Origin of the sequence: Bradyrhizobium sp. 956_D2_N1_4 (assembly GCF_052076025.1) — a bacterium.
GTDB classification, from domain to species: Bacteria; Pseudomonadota; Alphaproteobacteria; order Rhizobiales; family Xanthobacteraceae; genus Bradyrhizobium; species Bradyrhizobium barranii.
In genome coordinates this window covers 162,218-185,383 of record NZ_CP197237.1, presented here as the reverse complement: position 1 = coordinate 185,383, position 23,166 = coordinate 162,218, and the positions used below count along the sequence as shown (strand labels likewise).

Below are 23,166 nucleotides of genomic sequence, written 5' to 3'. Positions count from 1 at the left end.
TCTGGCAGGGAAGGCCTTTCATGTCGCTCAAGCTCTTCGAACTCGTCGGTACCGATGCCGCGCGCCCGTTCAGCCCATATTGCTGGCGCACGCGGATGGCGCTGGCGCACAAGGGGCTGTCGGCGGAATCGCTGCCCTGGCGCTTCACCGAGAAGGGCGCGATTTCGCCGCACGGCTCGGAGAAGGTCCCGGTGCTCCTGCATCATGACAAGCCCGTGATCGATTCCTGGGCGATCGCGAACTATCTCGAAGACAATTTTCCAGACCAGCCGTCGCTGTTCGGCGGCGAGGGCGGCCGCGCCATGGCGCGCATGCTCAATGCCTGGGGCGACATCGCCATCGTCGGCGGCCTCTCTCTGCTGATCGTCGCCGACATCCCGAAAAACCTCGACCAGGTCGACGCCGCCTATTTCCGCCAGTCGCGTGAGGCGCGGTTCGGCAAGCCCCTGGAAGAGGTCCAGGCGAGCCGCGAGACCGGCGTCGTCGCGTTCCGCAAGTCGCTCGAAGTAATGCGGCAGACGTTCAAGACGCAGGCCTATCTCGGCGGCAGCGCGCCGAACTATGCCGACTATATCGTGTTCGGCGGTTTTCAATGGGCGCGTGTGGTGAGCCCGTTCAGGCTGCTGGAAGTGGATGATCCCGTCTATGCGTGGCGCGAAAAACTGCTCGACGCGTTCGACGGCATGGCGCGGAAGTCGCCGGGGCACGCGGTGTAAGGCAGGCTCTCTCGACACCGTCGTCCCTGCGAACGCAGGGACCCATACCGCGTGATCTGAATGTTGCGGATGGTCGCATACCGAACGACGAGTCTTCGCCAAACGCCTTCCTGTGGTTATGGGTCCCTGCGTCCGCAGGGACGACACCGAGGTTGTGGCGATCCTCTCACGCTTAACGAGCCGCGCTCACCGCCTCCGCCGCCGCCTTCCTCAGACACTCCCGGCACAAACAATCCTCGCCCTTGACCGGCATCGGCAGGCGCGCCGTTTCCTCCGCGCACCAGCAGGTGCCCGAGAGATCGCAGCCGAATTCGGTGCCGCAACGGGAGCAGGCGAGGCGGCGCGGTTCCGGCAAGGGAAATTCGGAGGGAAATTCTTTCGGATTTGTCATGATTTGCCCAAAGGCTTCGCCGTCATTTTCATGCCGGGTTCATCTCCCGCTACGGTATATTAGGCGCTGCGCTCAGACTCGGAAAGCGGTTGGCAACGCGCGAAGGACACATCGATGGCCCGCGATTCGCAAGCTGCCCTCGTCGCGCTCAACCGTTTCGGTTTCGGAGCGCGCGGCGGGGCGTCCGGCGATCTCATCAACGCGGCCTCCGATCCGCGCGGCTTCGTGAAGGCGGAACTCGCGCGCCCCAACGGCGTGCTGCTGGAGGCGCCGGGCCTGCAATCGACACCGCAGCTGGGCCAGGCCGTGTTCGCCTATCAGGACCAGGTCAAGCAGGCGCGCGAGGCCGCAAAGGCTGCTGCGCCCGCTGAAGGGGCGCAGCAGGCACCGGCCGATCCGAAGCCGGGGCTGCGCCGCAATCTCTCGCTCAATGCGGCCGCGACCGAGATCGCCGGCCAGATGGCGGAGGCCAAGCCCGCCGACAATGCGGCGAAACCGGACGCCATGCAGCCCAACGCTGCCGCGCCCCCTGCCGCCAAGCCCGCGCCGCAGCCGCTCAACGTGATCCAGAAAACCTTTCGTGCCGAGGCGCTGGCGCGGTTGCAGCGCGCGACGCTGGTCGAGTGCGGCTTCACCGAGCGGCTGGTGGTGTTCTGGTCCAACCATTTCTGCATCTCCGCGAGCAAGGGCGAGCTGGCGCGGATCTGGGCCGGCGCGTTCGAGCGCGAGGCGATCCGGCCGCATGTGCTCGGGCGCTTCGCCGACATGCTGAGGGCGGTCGAGCAGCATCCGGCGATGCTGTTCTTCCTCGACAACCAGCAATCGCTCGGGCCGGACTCGCGCGCCGGGCAAAACCGCAAGCGCGGGCTGAACGAAAATCTCGCGCGCGAGATCATGGAGCTGCATACGCTCGGCGTCGGCGGCGGCTACACACAGGACGACGTCACCTCGCTCGCGCGCATCATCACCGGCTGGACCTTTGCCGGAAGGCAGGGGCAGCTCGGCACGCCCGGCTCCTTCGCGTTCAACGCCAACGCGCATCAGCCCGGGCCGCAGATGTTGCTCGGCAAGACCTACGAGCCGACCGGACTCGCGCAAGGCGAGGCCGCGCTCGCCGACATCGCGCGCCACCCTTCGACCGCCAATTTCATCGCCACCAAATTCGTCCGCCATTTCGTTGCCGACGATCCGCCGCCGGCCCTCGTGGCGCGATTGCGCGACGTCTTCGTCAAGACCGACGGTGATCTCAAGGCGATGGCGACGGCGCTCGTCGATTCCGACGAAGCGTGGAAGGCGCCGCTGACCAAGATGCGCTCGCCCTACGACTTCGTGGTCGCGAGTGGCCGGCTGCTCGCGCGCGTGCCGGAGGATCCCGGCGGCTATCTCAACAATCTCAATCTGCTCGGCCAGCCACTGTGGTCGCCGGCCGGTCCCAATGGCTTCCCGGATACCAGCGCGGCCTGGGCCGCACCCGAAGGCATCAAGCTCCGGCTCGACATCGCGGCACAAATGGGCGCGCGGCTTGGGCCCAATATCGATCCGCTCGACTTGCTCGAATTCGCCGCCGCTGATGCGGCGTCCATCGAGACGCGCAAAACCATCGAACGGGCGGAATCGCGCCAACAGGCATTGGCGCTGCTGCTGATGTCGCCGGAAATGCAGAGGAGATGATGATGATCGACTGCGTCGAGAACCGGCTCCTCACCTCGCGCCGCGGCCTCCTGCTCGGCGGCGCATCCTTCGCGGCATGGGCTTATTTGCCGAAATTCGCGCGCGCGGCCGGCGGGCGCGATCCGCGCTTGATCGTGGTGATCCTGCGCGGCGCGCTCGACGGGCTCTCGACCGTCGCGCCGCTCGGTGACCCCGATTATGCCGGCCTGCACGGCTCGATCGCGCTTGCCGCCGACGGCGCGCATCCCGCCATCATGCTCGATCCTTTCTTCGCGCTGCATCCGGCGATGCCGGAATTCGCGCGCATGTATCGCGACATGCATGCCGCGGTGATCCATGCTGTTGCGACGCCCTATCGCGACCGCTCGCATTTCGATGGCCAGGACGTGCTCGAAAGCGGCTATACCGGCCCCGGCCGCGTGCAATCCGGCTGGCTCAATCGCGCGCTCGAAGCGCTGCCGCGCGGCGAGCGTGTGTCGAGCGGGCTCGCGGTCGGGCCGACCACGCCACTGGTGCTGCGCGGCAATGCGCCGACCGTCGGCTGGGCGCCGGTGGCGCTGCCGCAAGCCGACGACGACACCGCGATGCGGCTGGTCGATCTCTATCGCCACCGCGATCCCGCGCTGGCTTCCGCGCTGTCGCAGGGCCTCCAGCTAGAGAAGGCCGCGAGTGGCGACGACATGAAGCCGAAGCCCGGCAATCAGGTCGCGCAGATGCGCCAGGTCGCGCGCGGCGCCGCAAAACTGATGGCGGCCGACGACGGCCCTCGCATTGCCGCGCTCGCCTTCGACGGCTGGGACACGCATGCCAATGAAGGCGGTCCGGTCGGGCGTCTGGCCTTCCTGCTCGGCGGCCTCGATGGCGCGCTTGCCGAGTTCGAAAGCGGCCTCGGCGAGCGCTGGCGCGACACCGCAATCGTCGTCGCCACCGAGTTCGGCCGCACCGCGCGCATCAACGGCACCGACGGCACCGATCACGGCACCGGAACGATCGCGCTGCTCGCCGGCGGCGCAGTGAAAGGCGGCCGCGTCATCTCCGACTGGCCCGGCCTCAAGCTCGCCAACCTCTACGAAGGCCGCGACCTCAAGCCGACCACGGATTTGCGCTCGGTAATCAAGGGCGTGCTGCAGGGACAGTTCGGCCTGTCCGATCGCGTGCTGGCGGAGACGGTGTTCCCGGACAGCGCCGCTGCGCGGCCGATGAAGGGACTGGTGGTGTAATAACAGCCACCGTCATTCCGGGCCCGCGCCTTGCGGTGTGTCCCGGAATGACGACATGATGAGCCGAGCATCAGGAGATCACCCCCATGTACATCGCCATGAACCGCTTCCGCGTCACCAAGGGCTCTGAAACCGCTTTCGAACAGGTCTGGCTCTCGCGCGACACGTTTCTCGACGGGGTGCCGGGCTTCGTCGAATTCCATTTGCTGCGCGGCCCCGAGCTCGAGGACCACACGCTTTATGCCTCACACACGATCTGGGCGAACCACGCCGCGTTCGAGGCCTGGACCAAGTCGGAGGCGTTTCGCGCGGCGCATCAGCGCGCTGGCGATAACAAGCCACTCTATCTCGGCCATCCCCAGTTCGAAGGCTTTGAGGTGATGCAGACGGTGGGACGCGGCGCGAAGTAACGCGCCGCGCTTTAAACATCAGCCCTGCGTGATCTTGTCGATCTCCGCCATCTCATCGGCGCTGAGCTTCCACGCGATCGCCTTGACGTTCTGCTCGATCTGCTCGACGCGGGTGGCGCCCGCGATGACGCTCGAGACCTGCGGGCGGCCGGCGAGCCACGAGAAGGCGAGCTCGAGCATCGAGTGTCCGCGCGCTTGCGCAAAGGCCTGCAGCTTCTCGACGATCGCCTCGTTGCGCGGGGTGACGTAGCGGTCGCGCAGTCGCGGAGTTTGGCCAAAGCGGGTGTCGCCGGGTGCGGACTCACCCTTTTTGTATTTGCCAGTCAGAAGTCCGCTTGCGAGCGGGAAGAACGGCAACAGGCCGAGCTTGTATTCCGTTGCTGCCGGCAGCAGGTCCTTCTCGATGTCGCGCACGACCAGGGAATATTCGTCCTGGCAGGAGACGAAGCGGCTGACATTCATCGCGCGCGCGACGTACTCGGCCTCGGCGATCCGCCACGCGGGAAAGTTCGAATTGCCGATGTAGCGGACCTTGCCCTGGCGGACGAGATCGTCGAGCGCGCGGAGACTCTCCTCGATCGGCGTCAGCGGGTCATAATCGTGCTGCTGGTAGAGATCGATGTAATCGGTCTTCAGCCGCTTCAGGCTCGCGTCCACGGCCGCCATGATGTAGCGGCGCGAAGCGCCCTGCTTGGTTCCGTCCTCCGCCATCGGCTTCGAGTATTTCGTCGCCAGCACGATGTCCTTGCGGCGATCGCCCAACACGGCGCCGAGCACGTTTTCCGAGCCGCCCATGGCCGAATAGATGTCGGCGGTGTCGAACAGCGTGATGCCGAGATCGAGCGCGCGATGGATCACCTTGCGCGAGGCCTCCAGGTCGATGCGCTGGCCAAAATTGTTGCAGCCGAGCCCGACCGCGGACACGCGCAGGCCGGAGGGGCCGAGATTACGAATTTCCATGGGAGGTCCTGTCAGGAGAAAGCGGGCCATTGTGGCTGCGCTGCCCGCTAGCGGCAAGGCGTCGCCTTGCGTTGCTGCCATGCTGCCGGGAACTGAAGCCAAAAAAAATGCGGCCCCTGTCAGACGCGGCGACTGACGGGGACCGCTTTGGGGCGCTTGATCGGTGACGGGGGGCCTGATCAGACGCAGGTGCAACGTAGTCCCGCTATGTTACGCGCGGGTGACAGGCAGAGTTATCCACAGGGACTGCGCGACTGCCGCGATCAGAAGATCTTGCGATAGACGATGAAGCCGGAGCGCTCGGCGACCTTGTCGTACAGGCTCTGCGCCGTGACGTTGGTCTCGTGCGTCTGCCAGTAGACCCGCGGGGACCCCGCGAGCTTTGCGCGCTCGTAGACGTCGTAGATCAGCGCCGAGGCGACGCCCTTGCCGCGCGAGGCCTCCAGCGTGAACAGGTCCTGCAGATAGCAGGACGGTTCGATCGCCGTGGTGCTGCGGTGAAACAGATAGTTCGTCATGCCGAGCAGCTTGCCGTCGCTCTCGGCGACCAGCCCATGCACCGGTTCATAGCCATCGAAGAAGCGCTGCCACGTCATCCGCGTGATTTCGGGGGCCAGCGCGGTCGGGCCGGAGCGGCCGTAGAAAGCGTTATAGCCATCCCACAACGGCAGCCATTGATCGTAGTCCTGTTTCGTGACGGAGCGAATGGTGAGCGACATGTGGGTTTCCGCGATCTCGGAGGACGCAAGGCGATGAAGCGTCCTTCATACGTGATGATCGCACTGCCGATCAATCGCGCCGTCGCATCACTCCGCGACGCGCAAGTACCGCATCAGCCTGCGGCCCGCGGGATCGCGCAGCGAGCGGTAGTACTCGGCGCGCGCGGGCGGGTCGGTGTGGCGCACGAGGTCGGTCACGGGCGTGTAGCCCAGCATGCGCCCGCCATCGGGCAGGACGGCGCAGACGAAGCGCAGCACCTCGCCATTGCGCAAGGCGATGTTGATCGGCGTGGCATCGCCGATCCGCACCATTTGCATCCGCTGCGCGATGAAGGTGCCGAGCTCATCCTCGGGCAGCTCGAACGCGCCGGTGTCGCGACCGTGATACATCAGCGCAATGAAGGGCGGCTTGCCGTCGGCCACTTCGTCCGGCAGCGCAAAATAGTCGCGAAATGCGCGGTTGATGAATTCGGCACGCGTTTCGGCGTCGAGCAGCACGATGCCGATATCGACCTGGTCGAGCGCGGCCGACAGCCGCGCGGCGGTGGCGTGGCTCTGGCGCTCGGCGGCGAATGTGCCGAGCAGCCGCTCGCGCATCAGGCCGGTGATTGCGGCCGTGCCGGCAGTCGTCACGGCGAGGAGGCCGAGCCGGACCAGATCCGCCGCCGCATAGCCCGGCAGGGCCCGATGGGCCAGAAAGAACAACGCCGCGCCGATCACCGCGACGGCGGCGCTGGTCATGGCGGAAGCGAGACCCGACAGTGAGCCGGCGAGCGCCACGATGCAGACGAACAGGGGCGCAGGCGAGGGAACATGGATATAGCGATCGAGCAGGATCGCCAGCAGCGCAATTGCCGCTGTCAGCGCCGGACCGGAGATCGCACGCCATCCGAACCGCATGGGCCAGTCTCGCTCCTCCCGAACGAGGTAAGGCCGCAACACTGGCCGATCGTTGCGCCCATGCGATGCGATTTCATGCGGTGCGCTTAAGGAGCACTTGCCGGCAAGGGTAAAGCTTTCGGATGATTTTAGGCCAAATGCGCGTGCCTGAGGCGCTGCTGCTGCGCCGGCGCATTCAGCGTCGACGTCCCCGAGCTCTTGCGCACGCCGGTGAAAATCAACAGCGATGCCGCGACCAGGATGGCCGCAGTCAGGGTGATTGCAACGACTACCACAGGCGATTTCATCGGTGTCCTGTCGCGATGCCGGTCGGCGCGGGCCGCGTGGCACCTTGAAGGCGGGTCCGGGATGAAACGGGGATCAGACCGGCAGACCCATCGCCATGGTCGCCTTGGTCGACAGCACAGTCAGGGTGACGATCAGGCACAGCGAGAGCGCGGCGACGGCGAGCGAGGCCACGACCGCGTTGGTCAGCCGGGAAGACGAAACGGTAGCGGTTTGGCCCCGAAAGCCTGCCGTGCCGGACGCCCGAATCATGGTCTAAATCCTTCAACGTGCGAGCGAATCACCCGCGACTCGAACAATTTCCCCGTTTCAACCGGCAATATTGGGGCGGCCATAGCGTCGAAAATGGCGAGAATGCGGCATAGGCTGTCCTTATGCCCGCTATTCCCGGAGCCAGCGCGCCGTCAGGCGCCCGCCGCGATACTGGCGGGGTCGTCGACGTCGGCGGGCCGCCAGTCCATCGCCACGAAGCCGGGTGCAGCTTCCACGCGCTTCAGCCAGTCCCGGATCGCCGGGAAGGTCGAGAGGTCGTAGTCGCAGCGCTCGGCGAGGTGGGTGTAGCCGTAGAGCGCGATGTCGGCGACCGTGAGCTGGCGGGCGGCGAAATAGGCGTTGGTCTTGAGGTGGTTCTCCATCACCTGGAGCGCGCCATAGCCGCGCTCCATCCAGTCTTCCAGGGAGTGGGTCTGGAGATCGCGGCCGCCCTTGACCAGCGACAGCCAGAAATAGGCGGCGCCGATGTTCGGCTCGAGCGCGTGCTGCTCGAAGAACATCCATTGCAGCGCCTCGGCGCGGTCAATGCGGTTCTCGGGCGCAAGCGGCGTGCCGACCGCGACGTACCAGAGGATGGCGTTGGACTCGGCGAGATAGCGGTCGTCGCCGACCTCGAGCAGCGGCACCTGTCCCGACGGGTTCTTGGTCAGAAAGTCGGGCGTGCGACTCTCGCCGCGCAGAATGTCCACCTCGACTGCTTCGTAAGGCACGCTCAACAGGGCCAGCGCAAGGCGGACCTTGTAGCTGTTGCCGGAGCGTTGCATCGAATAGAGCTTGTACATTCTGGAGTTCGTTCCGAGGACGGGAAGGCGCGGTGTTCGTTGCCCCGCACCGCGGCTAAACAATGATGCCGTTGCGAATCCGCCGCAAGACCCGCGCCATAGAAAAACTCGAAAACCCTACCGCACCGCAATGCCGCGAAAGATCATTTTCGTGCGACGCTGCAAATCAGATCACGCTTGCGTTAGCGCGCGGCCGCACGTTCGTGCGGGACGGTTGAACGATCGTGATCGCCTCGGCCGCTGACGGCCAAAGTCTTTCAAAGCAAATCGCTCAAAGGTTGTCTCAAGCGTCCTGTCGAGCGTCAGACTGCCGTCAGCTTCATGGCGGCGCGCAACGCGCAAAATTGCTCCGAGGACAGGCCTTGCCGGATATGAGGGATTCCGGCGGCAAAGTTACGGAAAATTGCGGGAAATCGCGCCTTGAAACGCTCCAGATCCGTAAACTTTTTCGAGATCGGACCGAAGTTTCTTGCAGCGCAGCGGCACACGTTTTAGGGTGGCTCATTCCCACAATCGGAGTCGTGAGGCCAAAGGGTTCACGACGCTTGTCAGGAGATGACGATGTCCTTCCTTGCCGCTGCGCTCGACCGTGTGAAGCCGTCCGCGACCATCGCGGTCACGGATAAAGCACGTGCGCTGAAAGCGGCGGGCCGCAACGTCATCGGCCTCGGCGCCGGCGAGCCCGACTTCGACACGCCCGCCAACATCAAGCTGGCTGCGATCCATGCCATCGAAGCCGGCAAGACCAAGTACACCGCCGTCGACGGCATTCCCGAGCTGAAGGAAGCCATCATCGGCAAGTTTCAGCGCGAGAACGGCGTGGCCTACAAGCCGAACCAGATCATCGTCGGCACCGGCGGCAAGCAGGTGCTGTACAACGCGCTGATGGCGACCATCAATCCGGGCGACGAGGTGATCATCCCCGCGCCGTACTGGGTCAGCTATCCCGAGATGGTGGCGCTCGCCGGCGGCGAGCCGGTGCCGGTGGTCTGCACCGCCGCGACCGGCTTCAAGCTGCAGGCCGAGGCGCTCGAGCGCGCGATCACGCCGAAGACCAAATGGGTGATCCTGTGCTCGCCGTCGAACCCGACCGGCGCGGCCTACACCAGGACCGAGCTGAAGGCGCTCACCGACGTGCTGGTCAGGCATCCGCATGTGTGGGTGATGACCGACGACATGTACGAGCACCTCGTCTATGACGACTTCCAGTTCACCACGGTCGCGCAGGTCGAGCCGAAACTCTACGACCGCACGCTCACCGTGAACGGCGTGTCGAAGGCCTATTGCATGACCGGCTGGCGCATCGGTTACGCCGGCGGTCCGGCGCAGCTGATCAAGGCGATGTCGACGATCCAGTCGCAGTCGACCTCGAACCCGTCGTCGATCGCACAATGGGCCGCGGTGGAAGCGCTGAACGGTCCGCAGGACTTCATCCCCGCCAACAACAAGGTGTTCAAGGAGCGCCGCGACCTCGTGGTCTCCATGCTCAACCAGGCCAAGGGCATCGAGTGCCCGCGTCCCGAAGGCGCGTTCTACGTCTATCCCTCCTGCGCCGGCACCATCGGCAAGACCGCACCGTCGGGCAAGGTGATCGACAATGACGAGACCTTCGTGACCGAGTTGCTGGAGACCGAAGGCGTCGCCGTGGTGCAGGGTTCGGCCTTCGGCCTCGGCCCGGCGTTCCGCATCTCCTACGCGACCAAGACCTCGGATCTCGAAGACGCCTGCAAGCGCATCCAGCGCTTCTGCGGTAATCTCCGCTGAGCCTGTCGCGAATACCTATCGAAAAGGCCCGCCTCCGGCGGGCCTTTTTATTGTTTGCACGCTTATCGTCACGCGTGATCTGGCACCACCACGGCTGTTGTGGCATAGACCATCGCGCAACACGGGTGGGGCGCTCTCTCTGCTCGCATCACATTCATCGCCGGAGATATTCATGCGCCGTTCGTTCATCCTCGCCGGGCTCGCCGCGGCCAGCCTCGTTGCCTCCGTCGCAAACAGCAGCGCGCAGCAGCAGCGGATGGTCCGGGTCGGCGTGCTCGAATGCCGCGGCGGCGCCAGCGTCGGCTTCATCGTGGGATCGGTGACCCATCTCGGCTGCGTCCTGCGTGCCGACGGTTTGCCGGAGGATCGCTACGTCGCGACCATCCGTAAAGTGGGCCTCGACATCGGCATCACCCAGGAGACCACGCTTGCATGGGGCGTGTTCGCGCCGGTCGATCGGCTCGGCCCCGGTGATCTCTCGGGCAACTATGCCGGCGCGCAGGGCAGCGCCTCAGTCGGCGTCGGTATCGGTGGCAACGCGCTGGTCGGTGGCTCCAACAATTCGATCGCGCTCCAGCCGCTCAGCGTACAGGGCCAGGTCGGCCTCAACGTCGCCGCCGGCCTCGAGAGTCTGGAACTCCGTCCGGGTCGTTGACAATTTCGCGTGTGCAGATCGCGTCGGTCCGACGCGATCTCGGCAACGACGCACCGCAGCGATTTTTGATGCTTGCCAAATCTCGGGGACGGGCAGAGCATCGGCGTTTGCCGACCCAATCATGGGCCGAGCTCCACACCAAGGAGGCGGCGAATGGGACAAGACGTCAGAAGTCCCCGAGGTCCACGGTGCATCGCACTGGTGGGCCCATTCCAAAGCGGTAAAACCACACTTCTCGAAGCAATACTGGCGCGAACGGGCGCAATCCCCCGCGCCGGCAGCGTCGACGCCGGAACATCCGTCGGCGACGCCTTCCCGGAGGCCCGTCATCACAAGATGACCGTCGGCCTGACTGCCGCCACCACGAGTTTCATGGGCGACAGCTACACCTTCCTCGATTGTCCCGGTTCCGTTGAGTTCGCCCACGACATGCGCGCAGCGCTTCCCGCTGTCGACGCCGCGGTCGTGGTCTGCGAGGCCGACGAGAAGAAGCTGCCGCAGCTTCAGATCATCCTGCGCGAGCTTGAGGAGCTGAAGATCCCGCGTTTCCTGTTCCTCAACAAGATCGACCGCGCCAACAAGCGCATCCGCGAGACGCTGGCGACACTCCAGCCCGCCTCGCGCGTACCGCTGGTGCTGCGCCAGATCCCGATCTGGAAGGGTGAGCTGATCGAGGGCTTCGTCGATCTCGCGCTGGAACGTGCGTTCGTCTACCGCGAGCACAAGGCCTCCGAGGTGGTCGCGCTCGAAGGCGGAGATCTCGATCGTGAGAAGGAGGCCCGCTTCTCGATGCTGGAGAAGCTCGCCGATCACGACGACGCGCTGATGGAGCAACTGCTCGAGGACATCCAGCCCCCGCGCGATGCGGTGTTCGACGATCTCGCCCGCGAATTGCGCGAGGGGCAGATCTGCCCCGTGCTGCTGGGTGCCGCCGCGCGCGAAAACGGCGTGCTGCGCCTGATGAAGGCCCTGCGCCACGAGGCGCCCGGCATCGAGGAGACTGCAAAGCGTCTCGGTGTGCCGGCCAGCAAGGAGGCGCTCGGCTACGTCTTCAAGACGCTGCATTCGCAGCACGGCGGAAAGCTGTCGCTGACGCGATTGCTCGCCGGCCATCTCGACGACGGAGCCACGCTGCAATCCGCCTCCGGCGGGAGCGGTCGCATCTCCGGCATCCTCGCCGTCAACGGCGCCTACGATACCAAGCGTGCCGCGGCCGAAGCCGGCGACACGGTTGCGCTCGCCAAGGTCGACCCGATCAAGACCGGCGACACGGTCTCGAGCGGCAAGTCCCCGCCGGCTGCGCTGTTCGCCCCGGAGCCGACGCCGCCGGTGCTCGCGATCTCGGTCGCCGCTACCGATCGCAAGGACGACGTCAAGCTCGGCCAGGCCCTTGCCCGGCTGCATGAGGAGGATCCTTCGCTCGGCGTCGTGATGAACGCCCAGACCCACGACACCGTGCTGTGGGGCCAGGGCGAAATGCATCTGCGCGTGGCGAGCGAGCGGCTGCGCGACCGCTTCGGCGTCAAGATCACCTCGCATCCACCCGCGATCGGCTACCAGGAGACCATCCGCAAGCCGATCGTTCAGCGCGGCCGCCACAAGAAGCAGTCCGGCGGTCACGGTCAGTTCGGCGATGTCGTGCTCGACATCAAGCCGCTGCCGCGCGGCGAGGGCTTCAAGTTCACCGAGAAGGTGGTCGGCGGCGCGGTGCCGCGCAACTATATCGGCGCGGTGGAAGAGGGTGTTGTCGACGGGCTCACACGCGGCCCACTCGGTTTCCCCGTCACCGATCTGCAGGTGACGCTGACCGACGGCTCCTATCACAGCGTCGACTCCTCCGACCTCGCCTTCCGGACGGCGGCGCGGGTCGGACTCAACGAAGGCCTGCCGCAATGCCAGTCGGTGCTGCTGGAGCCGATCCACGTGGTCGAGATCGTCTGCCCGACCGACGCCACCGCCAAGATCAACGCGATCCTGTCGGCGCGGCGCGGCCAGATCCTCGGCTTCGACACCCGTGACGGCTGGAGCGGATGGGACTGCGTCCGCGCCATGATGCCAGAAGCGGAGATCGGCGAGCTGATCGTCGAGCTGCGTTCGGCCACGGCTGGAGCCGGCAGCTTCACCCGTCAGTTCGACCACATGGCCGAGGTGACCGGCCGCGCCGCCGACCAGATCATCGCCGCGCATCAGCACGCGGCGTGATGTAAGGGAAGCACGGCTCTCTCACTCCCTCTCCCCGTTCTTTACGGGGAGAGGGGCTGTTTCCGCGCGCACCGTGAAAACTGGACTCACACAGCCTCCTCCTCTCCGTCATTGCGAGCGCAGCGAAGCAATCCAGAGTCTTTCCGCGGAGGGATTCTGGATTGCTTCGTCGCTTCGCTCCTCGCAATGACGGTGGAGACGGACGGGTCGTACGGCAAACTCCCTTGCGTTCGCCTTGCAATGATGTATTTTACATCATTGTACATGCTCCAGATATCACTTATAAACTCTGATACGTGAGGCCACGGTGATCACGTCGTTCCAGATGCGGGCAGCCCGCGCGCTGCTTGGCATTGACCAGAAAGCCCTGGCCGAGCTCGCCGGCGTTTCGCTGCCGACCATCCAGCGGATGGAGGCCAGCACCGGCAATGTGCGCGGAGTGGTCGAGACCTTGATCAAGGTGGTCGAGGCGTTCGACCGGGCCGGCGTCGAGCTGATCGGCGAGCAGGCCCGCAGCGACAGCGGCGGGCGGGGCGTTCGCCTGAAGGAGCCGGGACCGCCGCGCCGCGTGGGAGCATGATCGCGTTGATCGTGCTCGGGATGAGCTAGCGCATCGTCGCACGCGCGCGCTGCACGATGCACCGGAGCATTGTGGGCAGCGGAGCACTCTGCGGACATGAGCATCACTGGCGAACACGCAGGCAAGCTGCATCAGCTGCGTCGACCGACCTTTGCCGAACTCTATCTCCCCAAGCTCGTCACCGTCTGGCGCGAAGGCTACGGCCTCGCGGATCTCCGCGCCGATGTGTTCGCGGGCCTGACGGTTGCCATCGTCGCGCTGCCGCTGTCGATGGCGATCGCAATCGCCTCGGGCGTGACGCCGGACCGCGGGCTCTACACCGCTGTCGTCGGTGGCTTCATCGTGTCGCTGCTCGGCGGCAGTCGCTTCCAGATCGGCGGGCCCGCCGGCGCCTTCATCGTGCTGGTCGCGGTCACCGCGGAGCGGCACGGCGTCGACGGCGTCATCCTCGCCACCCTGATGGCGGGCATGGTCCTGATCGCCGCGGGCCTGTTGCGGATCGGCACCTACATCAAGTTCATTCCCTACCCCGTCACGGTCGGCTTCACCGCGGGCATCGCCGTGATCATCTTCGCCAGCCAGCTCCGCGATCTCGGCGGGATCACGCTGGCCGGGAAAGAGCCCAGCGAATTCGTGCCGAAACTCGTTGCGCTCGCCGCAGGCCTGCACACGATCAATCCCTCCGCCGTCGCGGTCGCGATCGTCAGCATTGCCGTCATCGCCGGCCTGCGGCGCTGGCGGCCGTCCTGGCCCGGCATCCTGATCGCGGTCGTGCTCGCGGCGGTCGCGACTGCCGTGCTGTCGCTGCCGGTCGAAACCATCGGCAGCCGGTTCGGCGGCATTCCGCGCGAATTGCCGTCGCCGGCTCTGCCGGCGTTCTCGTTTGCGAAGGCGATGGCCGTGCTGCCGGATGCGATCTCGTTCGCGCTGCTCGCCGCCATCGAATCGCTGCTGTCGGCGGTGGTGGCCGACGGCATGACCGGTCGCCGCCACCGCTCCAATTGCGAGCTGGTGGCGCAAGGCGCGGCCAACATCGGCTCGGCGTTGTTCGGCGGCATCTGCGTCACCGGCCTGATCGCGCGCACCGCCACCAACATCCGCGCCGGCGGACGCGGGCCGCTCGCGGGCATGCTGCATTCGGTCTTCCTGCTGCTGTTCATGCTGATCGCAGCGCCGCTCGCGAGCTACATCCCGCTGGCCGCGCTGGCCGCCGTGCTCGTCGTCGTCGCCTGGACCATGGCGGAGAAGCACGAATTCGCAACGCTCTTGCGCTCATCCTGGGGCGATGCCGTCGTACTGCTTGCGACCTTCCTGCTCACCATCTTCCGCGACCTGACCGAAGGCATCCTGGTCGGGTTCGCGCTCGGCGCGGTGCTGTTCATCCACCGCATGGCGGAGATGACGGGCATCGAGGAGCGCTCCCCGCTGGTGGCCGCCGATCGTCCCGATGACGGCAATGGCGAGCGCGTGCCTTACGATCCCGCGCTCGCCATCGATCGCGACGTGCTGGTCTACCGCATCACCGGCGCGTTCTTCTTCGGTGCCGCCTCGGCAATCGGAAACGTGCTCGACGGCATCGCCGACCAGCGCAAGGGTCTTGTGGTCGATTTCGCCGCGGTGCCGTTCCTGGATTCGACGGCCGCCAACGTGCTCGGTCGCGTCGCCGTCAAGGCGCACCGCCACGGCATCCGGCTGTTCATCACGGGGGCGTCGCCCGCGGTTCGCCGCGCGCTGCTCACCCACGGCGTGACGCCGCCGCGTGCGCGCTATCGCGCGACGATCGCGCGTGCCGTCGCCGACATCAAGGGAGGCGCGGCGCGGCCCGTGGCCGATGACGCGGCCGCGACCTGACGGCAGCGCACTTCTCAAGCCGGCCGATTTGATCGAGACTGCCGCGTCACGGCGGTGGTGCAGGGAATGCTGGATTCGCGTCGCAATATTGCGCTGGCCTGCACGCTCAGCATGCTGGCGGGCTATGTCGACGGCATCGGCTTCCTGCATCTCGGCGGCCTGTTCGTCTCGTTCATGAGCGGCAACTCCACGCGTCTCGGCGTCAGCCTTGCCGAAGCGCAGTGGTGGCAGGCCGCCAGCGCCCTGGGCCTGATCGCGCTGTTCGTGGCCGGAGCTGCGGCCGGCAGCCTCGTCGTGCTCGGCGGCGGGGCCGAGCGGCAGCCCTGGCTGCTCCTCATTGAAACCGGGCTGCTTGCGGGTGCCGGACTTTGCCATGCCTACGGCCTGTCGAACCTCGCGATCGCGGCCATCGTGCTCGCGATGGGCCTGGAGAACGCCGTGTTCCAGATCGACGGCGGCGCGGGCCTCGGCCTCACCTACGTCACGGGCGCGCTGGTCAAGGTCGGCCAGTTCCTCGCGGTAAGCCTCACCGGCGGGCCGCGCTGGAATTGGGCGCCGAACCTGCTGTTGTGGGCGGCGCTCGTTGCGGGCTCGGCGAGCGGCGCGCTCGGCTATGCCTGGATCAACCTCGCCGCGATCTGGTTCGCCGCCGCCGCGGCGCTGGCTTTGGCTGCGATCGCGGCCGCGGCGATGCGGCGGCCGCGCGCTTGACAGAGCCGGCGGGACGCGAAATGGATCGGCCTCGAACACGACCCGAGGGACAGATGACCGCGCTCAGGACTCCCGCAGCCTGTTTGATCGGATGGCCGGCCGCGCATTCGCGCTCGCCGCTGATCCATCGTTACTGGCTGCGCACGCTCGGGATCGAGGGAGGCTACGTCATCGAGGCGGTCCCGCCCGAGGATCTGCGCGACTTCGTGCTGCGGCTGTCGCTGCGCGGCTTCGTCGGCGCCAACGTCACCATCCCGCACAAGGAAGACGTGCTGGCGCTGTCCACGCCCGATGCGCGTGCCAGGGCCGTCGGCGCTGCGAACACGCTTTGGTTTGCCGACGGCGAGCTGCGCTCGACCAATACCGATGTCGAAGGCTTCATCGGCAATCTCGATGCCGGAGCGGCCGGTTGGGACAGCGCGGAAGAGGCATTGGTGCTCGGGGCCGGCGGTTCCTCGCGCGCGGTCGTGTTCGGCCTGCTCGAACGCGGCATCAAGCGCATCCACCTCGCCAACCGCACCGTCGCGCGCGCCGAGACGCTGGCAAAGCAATTCGGGCCGAACGTGCATCCGATTCCCTGGGACGGCATCAACGACGTGCTGCCGCGCGCAAGACTTCTCGTCAACACGACCTCGCTCGGCATGCACGGCCAGCCTTCACTCGATGTCGACGTGGCGCGCCTGCCGGACGGGGCGGTCGTCGCCGACCTCGTCTATGTTCCCCTGGTGACGCCGCTGCTGGCGGCTGCGAAGGCGCGCGGCCTGAACACCGCCGACGGTCTCGGCATGCTCCTGCATCAGGCGGTGCGCGGCTTCGAGCTGTGGTTCGGCCAAAGGCCTGCTGTCACGGCCGAGCTGCGTGCACTGGTCGAGGCCGATCTCACAAAGACTTGAAAGGGTAACGGCGAATAGCACCCCACCTCCGGAGTTCTATCCCCGTGGGGACAATCCGGAGACCGTCATGCCTGTTCAACGTGCAACTTTCACACGTCCGCTCATCGCCGTCGCGATGGTGGCCGCTTCCACCCTCTATGCCGTCGCGCAGAGGGCGCCGGTGCCGACGCGCGTGCGCGGCACGATCGAGAGCGTCAATGGCGACACCATGCAGGTCAAGTCGCGCAGCGGCGAGGACGTCAAGCTTCGCATCGCCTCTGACGTGAATGTGTCGGGCGTTACCAAAATTTCACTCGCCGACATCAAGGTCGGCTCCTTCGTCGGCGCCACCACGGTGCCGGGTCCGGACGGCGGCCAGAACGCGGTCGAGGTCCACGTGTTTCCGGAGAGCATGCGCGGCACCGGCGAGGGCTCGCGGCCCTATGACCTCAAGCCGAACTCCACCATGACCAACGCCACGGTGTCGGAGAGCGTGGTCGGCAATGACGGCCATACGCTGCTGGTGAAATACAAGGACGGCGAGAAGAAGGTGTTCGTGGCCGACAACACGCCGGTCGTGACCTTCGTGCCCGGCGACAAATCCGAGCTGAAGGCCGGGGCAAAAGTCGTCGCCTTCATGAAGCAGCTGCCGGACGGCTCGTTTGAAACCAACCGCGTCAGTGTCGGCCTCGACGGCCTGACACCGCCGATGTGAAGGAGAATCGCAACATGTCGAAATCAAGCTGGATGCCGCGCCTGTTCGTAGCGGCGTTCGCCGTCGCTTCCATGTTCTCCGCCTCGGCGCAGCAGTCGCCGACGGTCCGCATCCGCGGCACCATCGAGAGCGTCGACGGCAACACCCTCGGCATCAAGACGCGCGAAGGCAGCGACGTCAAGGTGCGCATGACCGACAACGTCGCGGTCTTCGCCGTGGTGAAGACCTCACTGTCGGAGATCAAGGAAGGCTCCTATATCGGCGTCACCGGCATGCCCCAGCCCGACGGCACGCAGAAGGCGATCGCGGTGCACATCTTCCCCGAGAACCAGCGCGGCGCGGCCGAAGGTTTTCGTCCCTGGGATGCGCGCGCCAACTCGACCATGACCAACGCGACCGTGGCGCAGACGGTGGAAGGCACCGACGGCCAGAACATCACCGTCAAGTACAAGGACGGCGAGAAGAAAGTGGTGGTGCCGCCGGATACGCCGATCGTCACCTTTGTCGCCAGCGACAAATCCGAGATCAAGCCCGGCGCCAAGCTGATCATCTTCGGCGCGGCGAAGAAGGAGGACGGCTCGCTCGAGGCCAACCGGGTCAATGTCGGTCGCGACGGGATTACGCCGCCGATGTGAGGGACTAGCGCTGAACTCGTAGGGTGGGCAAAGGCGCACTTGCGCCGTGCCCACCACTTTCCCGCGTTTCGCGAAATTGGTGGGCACGCTTCGCTTTGCCCACCCTACGGCGCTGCCGCTACGCCTCACACCGCAATGATGTGATCGTCGATCTCGTCGATCCTGTTGACGCCGCACAGGCCCATGGTCGTGAGCAGCTCCTTCTGGATGATGTCGATCGCCTTGGCGACGCCGGCCTGGCCGCCGGCACCGAGGCCATGGGCGTAGGCGCGGCCGATCATGCAGGACTTTGCGCCGAGCGCGAGCGCGCGCATCACGTCCTGGCCGGAGCGGACACCGCCGTCGAACATGATCTCCATCTGCGAGCCGACTGCGTCGACGATCTCCGGCAGCGCCTCGATCGAGGACGGTGCGCCGTCGAGCTGACGGCCGCCATGGTTGGAGACGACCAGCGCCTGGGCGCCCGTCTTCGCAGCGAGCTCGGCGTCCTCGACGTCGAGGATGCCCTTCAGGATCAGCTTGCCCGGCCAGATGCTGCGGATCCACTCGATGTCGTTCCAGTTCAGCGAGGTGTCGAACTGCGAGTTGATCCAGGTCGACAGCGAGGTGATGTCGTCGCTGACCTTCAGATGACCGGCGAGATTGCCGAAGGTGCGGCGCTTGCCCTGCAGCACGCCCGACACCCAGGCCGGCTTGGTGGCGAAATCGATCAGCTTCGACAGCGACCATTCCGGCGGCACCGTCATGCCGTTCTTGATGTCCTGGTGGCGCTGGCCGATCACCTGGAGATCGACGGTCAGCACGAGCGCGCTGCATTTCGCCGCCATCGCGCGCTGGATCAATTCCTTGATGAAGCCGCGGTCCTTCATCACGTAGAGCTGGAACCAGAACGGCTTCTCGACATTGGCGGCGATGTCCTCGATCGAGCAGATCGACATCGTCGACTGCGTGAACGGGATGCCGGCGGCCTGCGCGGCGCGGCAGGCGTGAATCTCGCCGTCGCCATGCTGCATGCCCAGGAGGCCGACGGGCGCCAATATCAACGGCATGGTCGAGGACTCGCCGAGGATCATGGTCGAGGTGTCGCGCCTGGAGACGTCGACAAGGACGCGCTGGCGGAACTTGATCGCCTGCATGTCCTCGCGGTTGGCGCGCAGCGTTTCCTCGGCATAGGAGCCGCGGTCGCAATAGTCGAAGAACGCCTTCGGCACGCGGCGCTGATGCAGCGTGCGAAGATCGTCGATACAGGTGATGTGCTTCATGAACGTTTCCCCGGCCCGTCTTGCATCAGAAGTCTTGCTTCAGAAGTCTTGCATCGGAAGATCGAGGGGTCATCTAGCATGGTTGGATGCACAGCCAAATCGTTTGGGAGGAGGGCGCCATGAGCAAACCGCGCGGCCAGCCGACACCGGAAGAGATCAAGGAGAAGCAGGATCTCGACGACGCGCTGGAGGAGGGTCTGGAAGAGACCTTCCCGGGGTCCGATCCCGTCAACGTCACCCAGCCGGCGCCGAGCCGCCAGGACGGCCATGTGAAGCGCTCCGACTAGGGGCGGGTTCCGCTCCGTTCCGCCCTGTCGGCCGGAAATATAGTGCTAACTATAAGTTACCGGGGCGCCTTGGGCCCGGTCCCGTAATGATTAATCACATTTTTTGAAGCCAAGTTGGCCGCGAAGGCATTATAACGTCTCAGCAAATCAGGGATGCGGGTCCCTTTCGGGCATCCCGTAGTTGTAGAGGGGTCCCTGGTTGTTGCGTGGGGGACGATATGAGCCGCAAATATTTCGGGACGGACGGGATCCGGGGCCGCGCCAACGGACTGATCACGCCGGAGCTCGCGCTCAAGGTCGGCCAGGCCGCAGGCCTTGCGTTTCAGCGTGGTGACCATCGCCACCGGGTCGTGATCGGCAAGGACACGCGTCTGTCCGGCTACATGATCGAATATGCGATGGTCGCGGGTTTTACCTCGGTCGGCATGGACGTGCTGCTGGTCGGCCCGATGCCGACGCCGGCGGTGGCGATGCTGACCAAGTCGATGCGCGCCGATCTCGGCGTGATGATCTCGGCCTCGCACAATCTGTTCGAGGACAACGGCATCAAGCTGTTCGGCCCGCAGGGCTTCAAGCTCTCCGACGACGTCGAGAAGCAGATCGAGCAGCTGCTCGACGAATCCCTCGACAAGCGGCTCGCTCAGAGCGCGAGCCTCGGCCGCGCCCGCCGTATCGACGGCGTGCATGACCGCTACATCGAATTCGCCAAGCGCACGCTGCCGCGCGATCTCTCGCTCGACGGCCTGCGCGTCGTGGTCGATTGCGCCAACGGCGCCGCTTACAGGGTGGTGCCGGAAGCGCTGTGGGAATTGGGCGCCGACGTCGTGCCGATCGGCGTCGAGCCCGACGGTTTCAACATCAACAAGGAATGCGGCTCGACCTCGCCGGAAACGCTGTCGAAGAAGGTGCGCGAGATGCGCGCCGACATCGGCATCGCGCTCGATGGCGACGCCGATCGCGTCATCCTGGTCGACGAGCGCGGCCACACCGTCGACGGCGACCAGCTGCTCGCGGTGATCGCGCAGAGCTGGAAGGAAGACGGCCGGCTGTCGCGGCCGGGCATCGTCGCCACCGTGATGTCCAATCTCGGCCTCGAACGCTTCCTCAAGGGGCAGGGGCTCGATCTCGTGCGCACGCCGGTCGGCGACCGCTACGTGCTCGAGCAGATGCTGAAAGGCGGCTACAATCTCGGCGGCGAGCAGTCCGGCCACATCATCCTGTCCGACTATGCCACCACCGGCGACGGCTTCGTTGCGGCGCTGCAGGTGCTGGCCGTGGTGCAGAAGCTGCGCCGGCCGGTGTCGGAGGTCTGCCACCGTTTCGACCCGCTGCCGCAGATCCTGAAGAACGTCCGCTACAAGAGCGGCAAGCCGCTCGAGGATTCCGACGTCAAATCGGTGATCTCCGACGGCGAGAAGCGGCTCAACGGCCACGGCCGCCTTCTGATCCGCTCGTCCGGCACCGAGCCCGTGATCCGCGTCATGGGCGAGGGCGAGGACCGCCTGCTGGTCGAGGACGTCGTCGACACCATCGTCTCCGCGCTCGGACAGGCGGCGGCCTGAGGCGCATCGCTACGCGAAGCACGATCGTAGCCCGGATGGAGCGCAGCGAAATCCGGGGATCGCGCCCGCGGACATAGACGTCCCGGATTACGCTTCGCTCCATCCGGGCTACGAAATCCCCGGACCCTGATGGTGAGGAGCCCGCCAACGGCGGGCGTCTCGAACCAAGCGGGGCGTGTCGCCTCGCAGTGAAACCGGCACGTGCATTCCAGCCATCGACGATTGGCGGTGGTTCGACTGCAGAGAGCATCGTAGTTAGGCGGTGCGGCAATCTGCCGTGCCCGCCGGGATGCTCCATTGAACAAGCCTGTCGTCGTCTCCGAGGAAACGCTGACCGAACCGGTCGTCGTCAGCGACGTGGCGCCCGCCGCCCGGGCTGCCGCCGGGCCGGCCTATGTCGTGCTTGCCGGCATCAGCTTCTCGCACTTCCTCAACGACACCATGCAATCGCTGATCGCCTCGGTGTATCCGATCCTGAAGGACACCTACGCGCTCGACTTCGCGCAGATCGGCATGATCACGCTGGCCTTCCAGTTCACGGCCTCGCTGCTCCAGCCGGTGGTCGGGCACTACACCGACAAGAAGGCGCAGCCCTATTCGCTGTCGATCGGCATGGCCTCGACCTTCTTCGGCCTGCTGCTGCTCAGCGCCGCGCACCAATATCTCGTCATCCTGATTGCTGCCGCGCTGGTCGGCCTCGGCTCGGCGGTGTTTCATCCTGAATCCGCGCGCATCGCGCGGCTCGCCTCCGGCGGTCGCTACGGTTTTGCGCAATCGGTGTTCCAGCTCGGCGGCAGCTTCGGCACGTCGATGGGACCGGTGCTGGCGGCGCTGATCGTGGTGCCGTTCGGGCAGGGCAGCATCGCATGGTTCTCCTCGATCGCGTTCCTCGCGATCCTCATCCTCTGGCGCATCGGCCGCTGGTACGAGCCGCAGATCAAGGCGAAGAAGACGGCGACGGTTCAGGCCCATCCCGACGCGCCGAGCTCGCGCCGCGTCGCGGTCGCGCTTGCCGTGCTGGTGGCGCTCTTGTTCTCGAAGCAGCTCTACGTCTCGAGCCTGTCGAGCTACTACATCTTCTATCTGATCGACCGCTTCGGCGTGTCGACGCAGGCGGCGCAGATCTATCTCTTCATCTTCCTCGCCGCGAATGCGGTCGGCGCGTTCTTCGGCGGTCCGCTGGGCGATCGCTTCGGCCGCAAGATCGTGATCTGGATCTCGATCCTCGGCGCGCTGCCGTTCACGCTGGCGCTGCCTTATGCCGGGCTCTATGCGAGCGCGGTGCTGTCGGTGATCATCGGCCTGATCATCTCCTCGACGACGTCGTCGATCATCGTGTTCGCACAGGAGCTGGTGCCGCACCGCTTCGGCATGATCTCGGGCGTGTTCTTCGGTGTTGCCTTCGGCATCGGCGGCTTGGGTGCCGCCGTGCTCGGCAAGCTCGCCGATCACACCTCGATCGAGTTCGTCTACCAGGTCTGTGCCTGGCTGCCGGCGATCGGCCTGCTTGCGGTGTTCCTGCCCAAGCTGCCGCGGCACCTGCGTTAACAAATCCTGTCTCGCTGCATTGCGGCTTCATCAATCGTTAGCAATTGGGGGCGCCGGGGCGCCGCATTTTTGCAACGCTTCTGCTGCATGCGCGCGAGTGGTGAGAAAAAATCAACCTTAAAAATTAGGGTTAAGTGGCGCTTAAACATTTGGTGCCATCGTCCTCCCGTGAGTTTCCAGAACGTGGGGCGTCAG

General features: G+C 65.7%; 24 protein-coding genes. 16 read left to right on the top strand and 8 right to left on the bottom strand.

The features are described from left to right. Positions 1-20: 20 nt before the first annotated feature. Positions 21-716 (top strand): glutathione S-transferase family protein, encoded by a 696-nt coding sequence (locus tag AB7535_RS00895; RefSeq protein WP_439037201.1) that lies wholly within the window; start codon positions 21-23, stop codon positions 714-716. Positions 717-888: 172 nt separating this feature from the next. Here AB7535_RS00895 and AB7535_RS00890 read toward each other — a convergent pair whose 3' ends face one another. Then, positions 889-1,107, bottom strand: a complete 219-nt coding sequence (locus AB7535_RS00890) for a cysteine-rich CWC family protein (RefSeq protein ID WP_085399301.1) — start codon at positions 1,105-1,107, stop codon at positions 889-891. A gap of 114 nt (positions 1,108-1,221) precedes the next feature. Between AB7535_RS00890 and AB7535_RS00885 the strand changes: the two genes are divergently transcribed. The 3 genes from AB7535_RS00885 to AB7535_RS00875 all read left to right on the top strand — a co-directional run bounded on the left by AB7535_RS00885 (position 1,222) and on the right by AB7535_RS00875 (position 4,408). Continuing rightward, complete coding sequence (locus AB7535_RS00885; RefSeq protein WP_135216026.1) at positions 1,222-2,778, top strand: DUF1800 domain-containing protein; 1,557 nt, start codon at positions 1,222-1,224, stop codon at positions 2,776-2,778. A gap of 2 nt (positions 2,779-2,780) precedes the next feature. Continuing rightward, positions 2,781-3,998, top strand: coding sequence for a DUF1501 domain-containing protein (locus AB7535_RS00880; RefSeq protein ID WP_167768214.1), 1,218 nt, complete (start codon positions 2,781-2,783; stop codon positions 3,996-3,998). Between the two features lie 86 nt (positions 3,999-4,084). Then, a complete protein-coding gene (locus AB7535_RS00875) occupies positions 4,085-4,408 on the top strand; it encodes an antibiotic biosynthesis monooxygenase family protein (RefSeq protein WP_085399303.1) in 324 nt (107 codons plus the stop codon). Between the two features lie 18 nt (positions 4,409-4,426). On the opposite strand, the gene AB7535_RS00870 is transcribed toward AB7535_RS00875, so the two are convergent. The 6 genes from AB7535_RS00870 to AB7535_RS00845 all read right to left on the bottom strand — a co-directional run bounded on the left by AB7535_RS00870 (position 4,427) and on the right by AB7535_RS00845 (position 8,327). Continuing rightward, positions 4,427-5,368: an aldo/keto reductase gene (locus AB7535_RS00870; RefSeq protein WP_439037202.1), complete on the bottom strand. Its 942-nt coding sequence runs from the start codon at positions 5,366-5,368 to the stop codon at positions 4,427-4,429. A gap of 263 nt (positions 5,369-5,631) precedes the next feature. After that, positions 5,632-6,087: a GNAT family N-acetyltransferase gene (locus tag AB7535_RS00865; RefSeq protein ID WP_085399304.1), complete on the bottom strand. Its 456-nt coding sequence runs from the start codon at positions 6,085-6,087 to the stop codon at positions 5,632-5,634. Between the two features lie 87 nt (positions 6,088-6,174). Beyond that, a complete protein-coding gene (locus tag AB7535_RS00860; protein ID WP_085399305.1) occupies positions 6,175-6,987 on the bottom strand; it encodes a PAS-domain containing protein in 813 nt (270 codons plus the stop codon). A gap of 128 nt (positions 6,988-7,115) precedes the next feature. Further along, complete coding sequence (locus tag AB7535_RS00855) at positions 7,116-7,274, bottom strand: hypothetical protein (protein WP_085965621.1); 159 nt, start codon at positions 7,272-7,274, stop codon at positions 7,116-7,118. 73 nt (positions 7,275-7,347) lie between these two features. Further along, entirely contained in the window at positions 7,348-7,524 is a 177-nt protein-coding gene (locus AB7535_RS00850; protein ID WP_167768215.1) for a hypothetical protein, read from the bottom strand. A 152-nt stretch (positions 7,525-7,676) separates the two neighbouring features. Further along, the gene (locus AB7535_RS00845; RefSeq protein ID WP_071909583.1) at positions 7,677-8,327 is read right to left on the bottom strand and encodes a glutathione S-transferase family protein; all 651 of its coding nucleotides are present in this window, start codon (positions 8,325-8,327) and stop codon (positions 7,677-7,679) included. A 561-nt stretch (positions 8,328-8,888) separates the two neighbouring features. Here AB7535_RS00845 and AB7535_RS00840 point away from each other — a divergent pair. The 9 genes from AB7535_RS00840 to AB7535_RS00800 all read left to right on the top strand — a co-directional run bounded on the left by AB7535_RS00840 (position 8,889) and on the right by AB7535_RS00800 (position 18,312). After that, positions 8,889-10,091: a pyridoxal phosphate-dependent aminotransferase gene (locus AB7535_RS00840; RefSeq protein ID WP_039157959.1), complete on the top strand. Its 1,203-nt coding sequence runs from the start codon at positions 8,889-8,891 to the stop codon at positions 10,089-10,091. Between the two features lie 172 nt (positions 10,092-10,263). Beyond that, the gene (locus AB7535_RS00835; RefSeq protein WP_085399306.1) at positions 10,264-10,746 is read left to right on the top strand and encodes a DUF992 domain-containing protein; all 483 of its coding nucleotides are present in this window, start codon (positions 10,264-10,266) and stop codon (positions 10,744-10,746) included. Positions 10,747-10,899: 153 nt separating this feature from the next. Then, positions 10,900-12,948 (top strand): elongation factor G, encoded by a 2,049-nt coding sequence (locus AB7535_RS00830; RefSeq protein WP_085399307.1) that lies wholly within the window; start codon positions 10,900-10,902, stop codon positions 12,946-12,948. Positions 12,949-13,255: 307 nt separating this feature from the next. Next, entirely contained in the window at positions 13,256-13,528 is a 273-nt protein-coding gene (locus tag AB7535_RS00825; protein ID WP_014492044.1) for a helix-turn-helix domain-containing protein, read from the top strand. Positions 13,529-13,624: 96 nt separating this feature from the next. Beyond that, entirely contained in the window at positions 13,625-15,379 is a 1,755-nt protein-coding gene (locus tag AB7535_RS00820; protein WP_085399308.1) for a SulP family inorganic anion transporter, read from the top strand. Between the two features lie 66 nt (positions 15,380-15,445). Next, the gene (locus tag AB7535_RS00815; protein ID WP_085399309.1) at positions 15,446-16,090 is read left to right on the top strand and encodes a YoaK family protein; all 645 of its coding nucleotides are present in this window, start codon (positions 15,446-15,448) and stop codon (positions 16,088-16,090) included. Positions 16,091-16,143: 53 nt separating this feature from the next. Continuing rightward, complete coding sequence (locus AB7535_RS00810; protein WP_085399310.1) at positions 16,144-16,983, top strand: shikimate dehydrogenase; 840 nt, start codon at positions 16,144-16,146, stop codon at positions 16,981-16,983. 67 nt (positions 16,984-17,050) lie between these two features. Continuing rightward, positions 17,051-17,677 (top strand): hypothetical protein, encoded by a 627-nt coding sequence (locus AB7535_RS00805; RefSeq protein WP_085399311.1) that lies wholly within the window; start codon positions 17,051-17,053, stop codon positions 17,675-17,677. Positions 17,678-17,691: 14 nt separating this feature from the next. Further along, entirely contained in the window at positions 17,692-18,312 is a 621-nt protein-coding gene (locus tag AB7535_RS00800; protein WP_085399319.1) for a hypothetical protein, read from the top strand. A gap of 125 nt (positions 18,313-18,437) precedes the next feature. Here AB7535_RS00800 and AB7535_RS00795 read toward each other — a convergent pair whose 3' ends face one another. Beyond that, the gene (locus AB7535_RS00795; protein WP_014492050.1) at positions 18,438-19,574 is read right to left on the bottom strand and encodes an alpha-hydroxy acid oxidase; all 1,137 of its coding nucleotides are present in this window, start codon (positions 19,572-19,574) and stop codon (positions 18,438-18,440) included. A gap of 119 nt (positions 19,575-19,693) precedes the next feature. On the opposite strand from AB7535_RS00795, the gene AB7535_RS00790 reads away from it, so the two are divergent. The 3 genes from AB7535_RS00790 to AB7535_RS00780 all read left to right on the top strand — a co-directional run bounded on the left by AB7535_RS00790 (position 19,694) and on the right by AB7535_RS00780 (position 22,971). Beyond that, a complete protein-coding gene (locus AB7535_RS00790) occupies positions 19,694-19,861 on the top strand; it encodes a hypothetical protein (RefSeq protein ID WP_166103414.1) in 168 nt (55 codons plus the stop codon). 218 nt (positions 19,862-20,079) lie between these two features. Continuing rightward, positions 20,080-21,423, top strand: coding sequence for a phosphoglucosamine mutase (gene glmM, locus AB7535_RS00785; protein WP_439037203.1), 1,344 nt, complete (start codon positions 20,080-20,082; stop codon positions 21,421-21,423). A 297-nt stretch (positions 21,424-21,720) separates the two neighbouring features. Beyond that, positions 21,721-22,971 (top strand): MFS transporter, encoded by a 1,251-nt coding sequence (locus tag AB7535_RS00780; RefSeq protein ID WP_063985527.1) that lies wholly within the window; start codon positions 21,721-21,723, stop codon positions 22,969-22,971. Positions 22,972-23,166 lie beyond the last annotated feature (195 nt).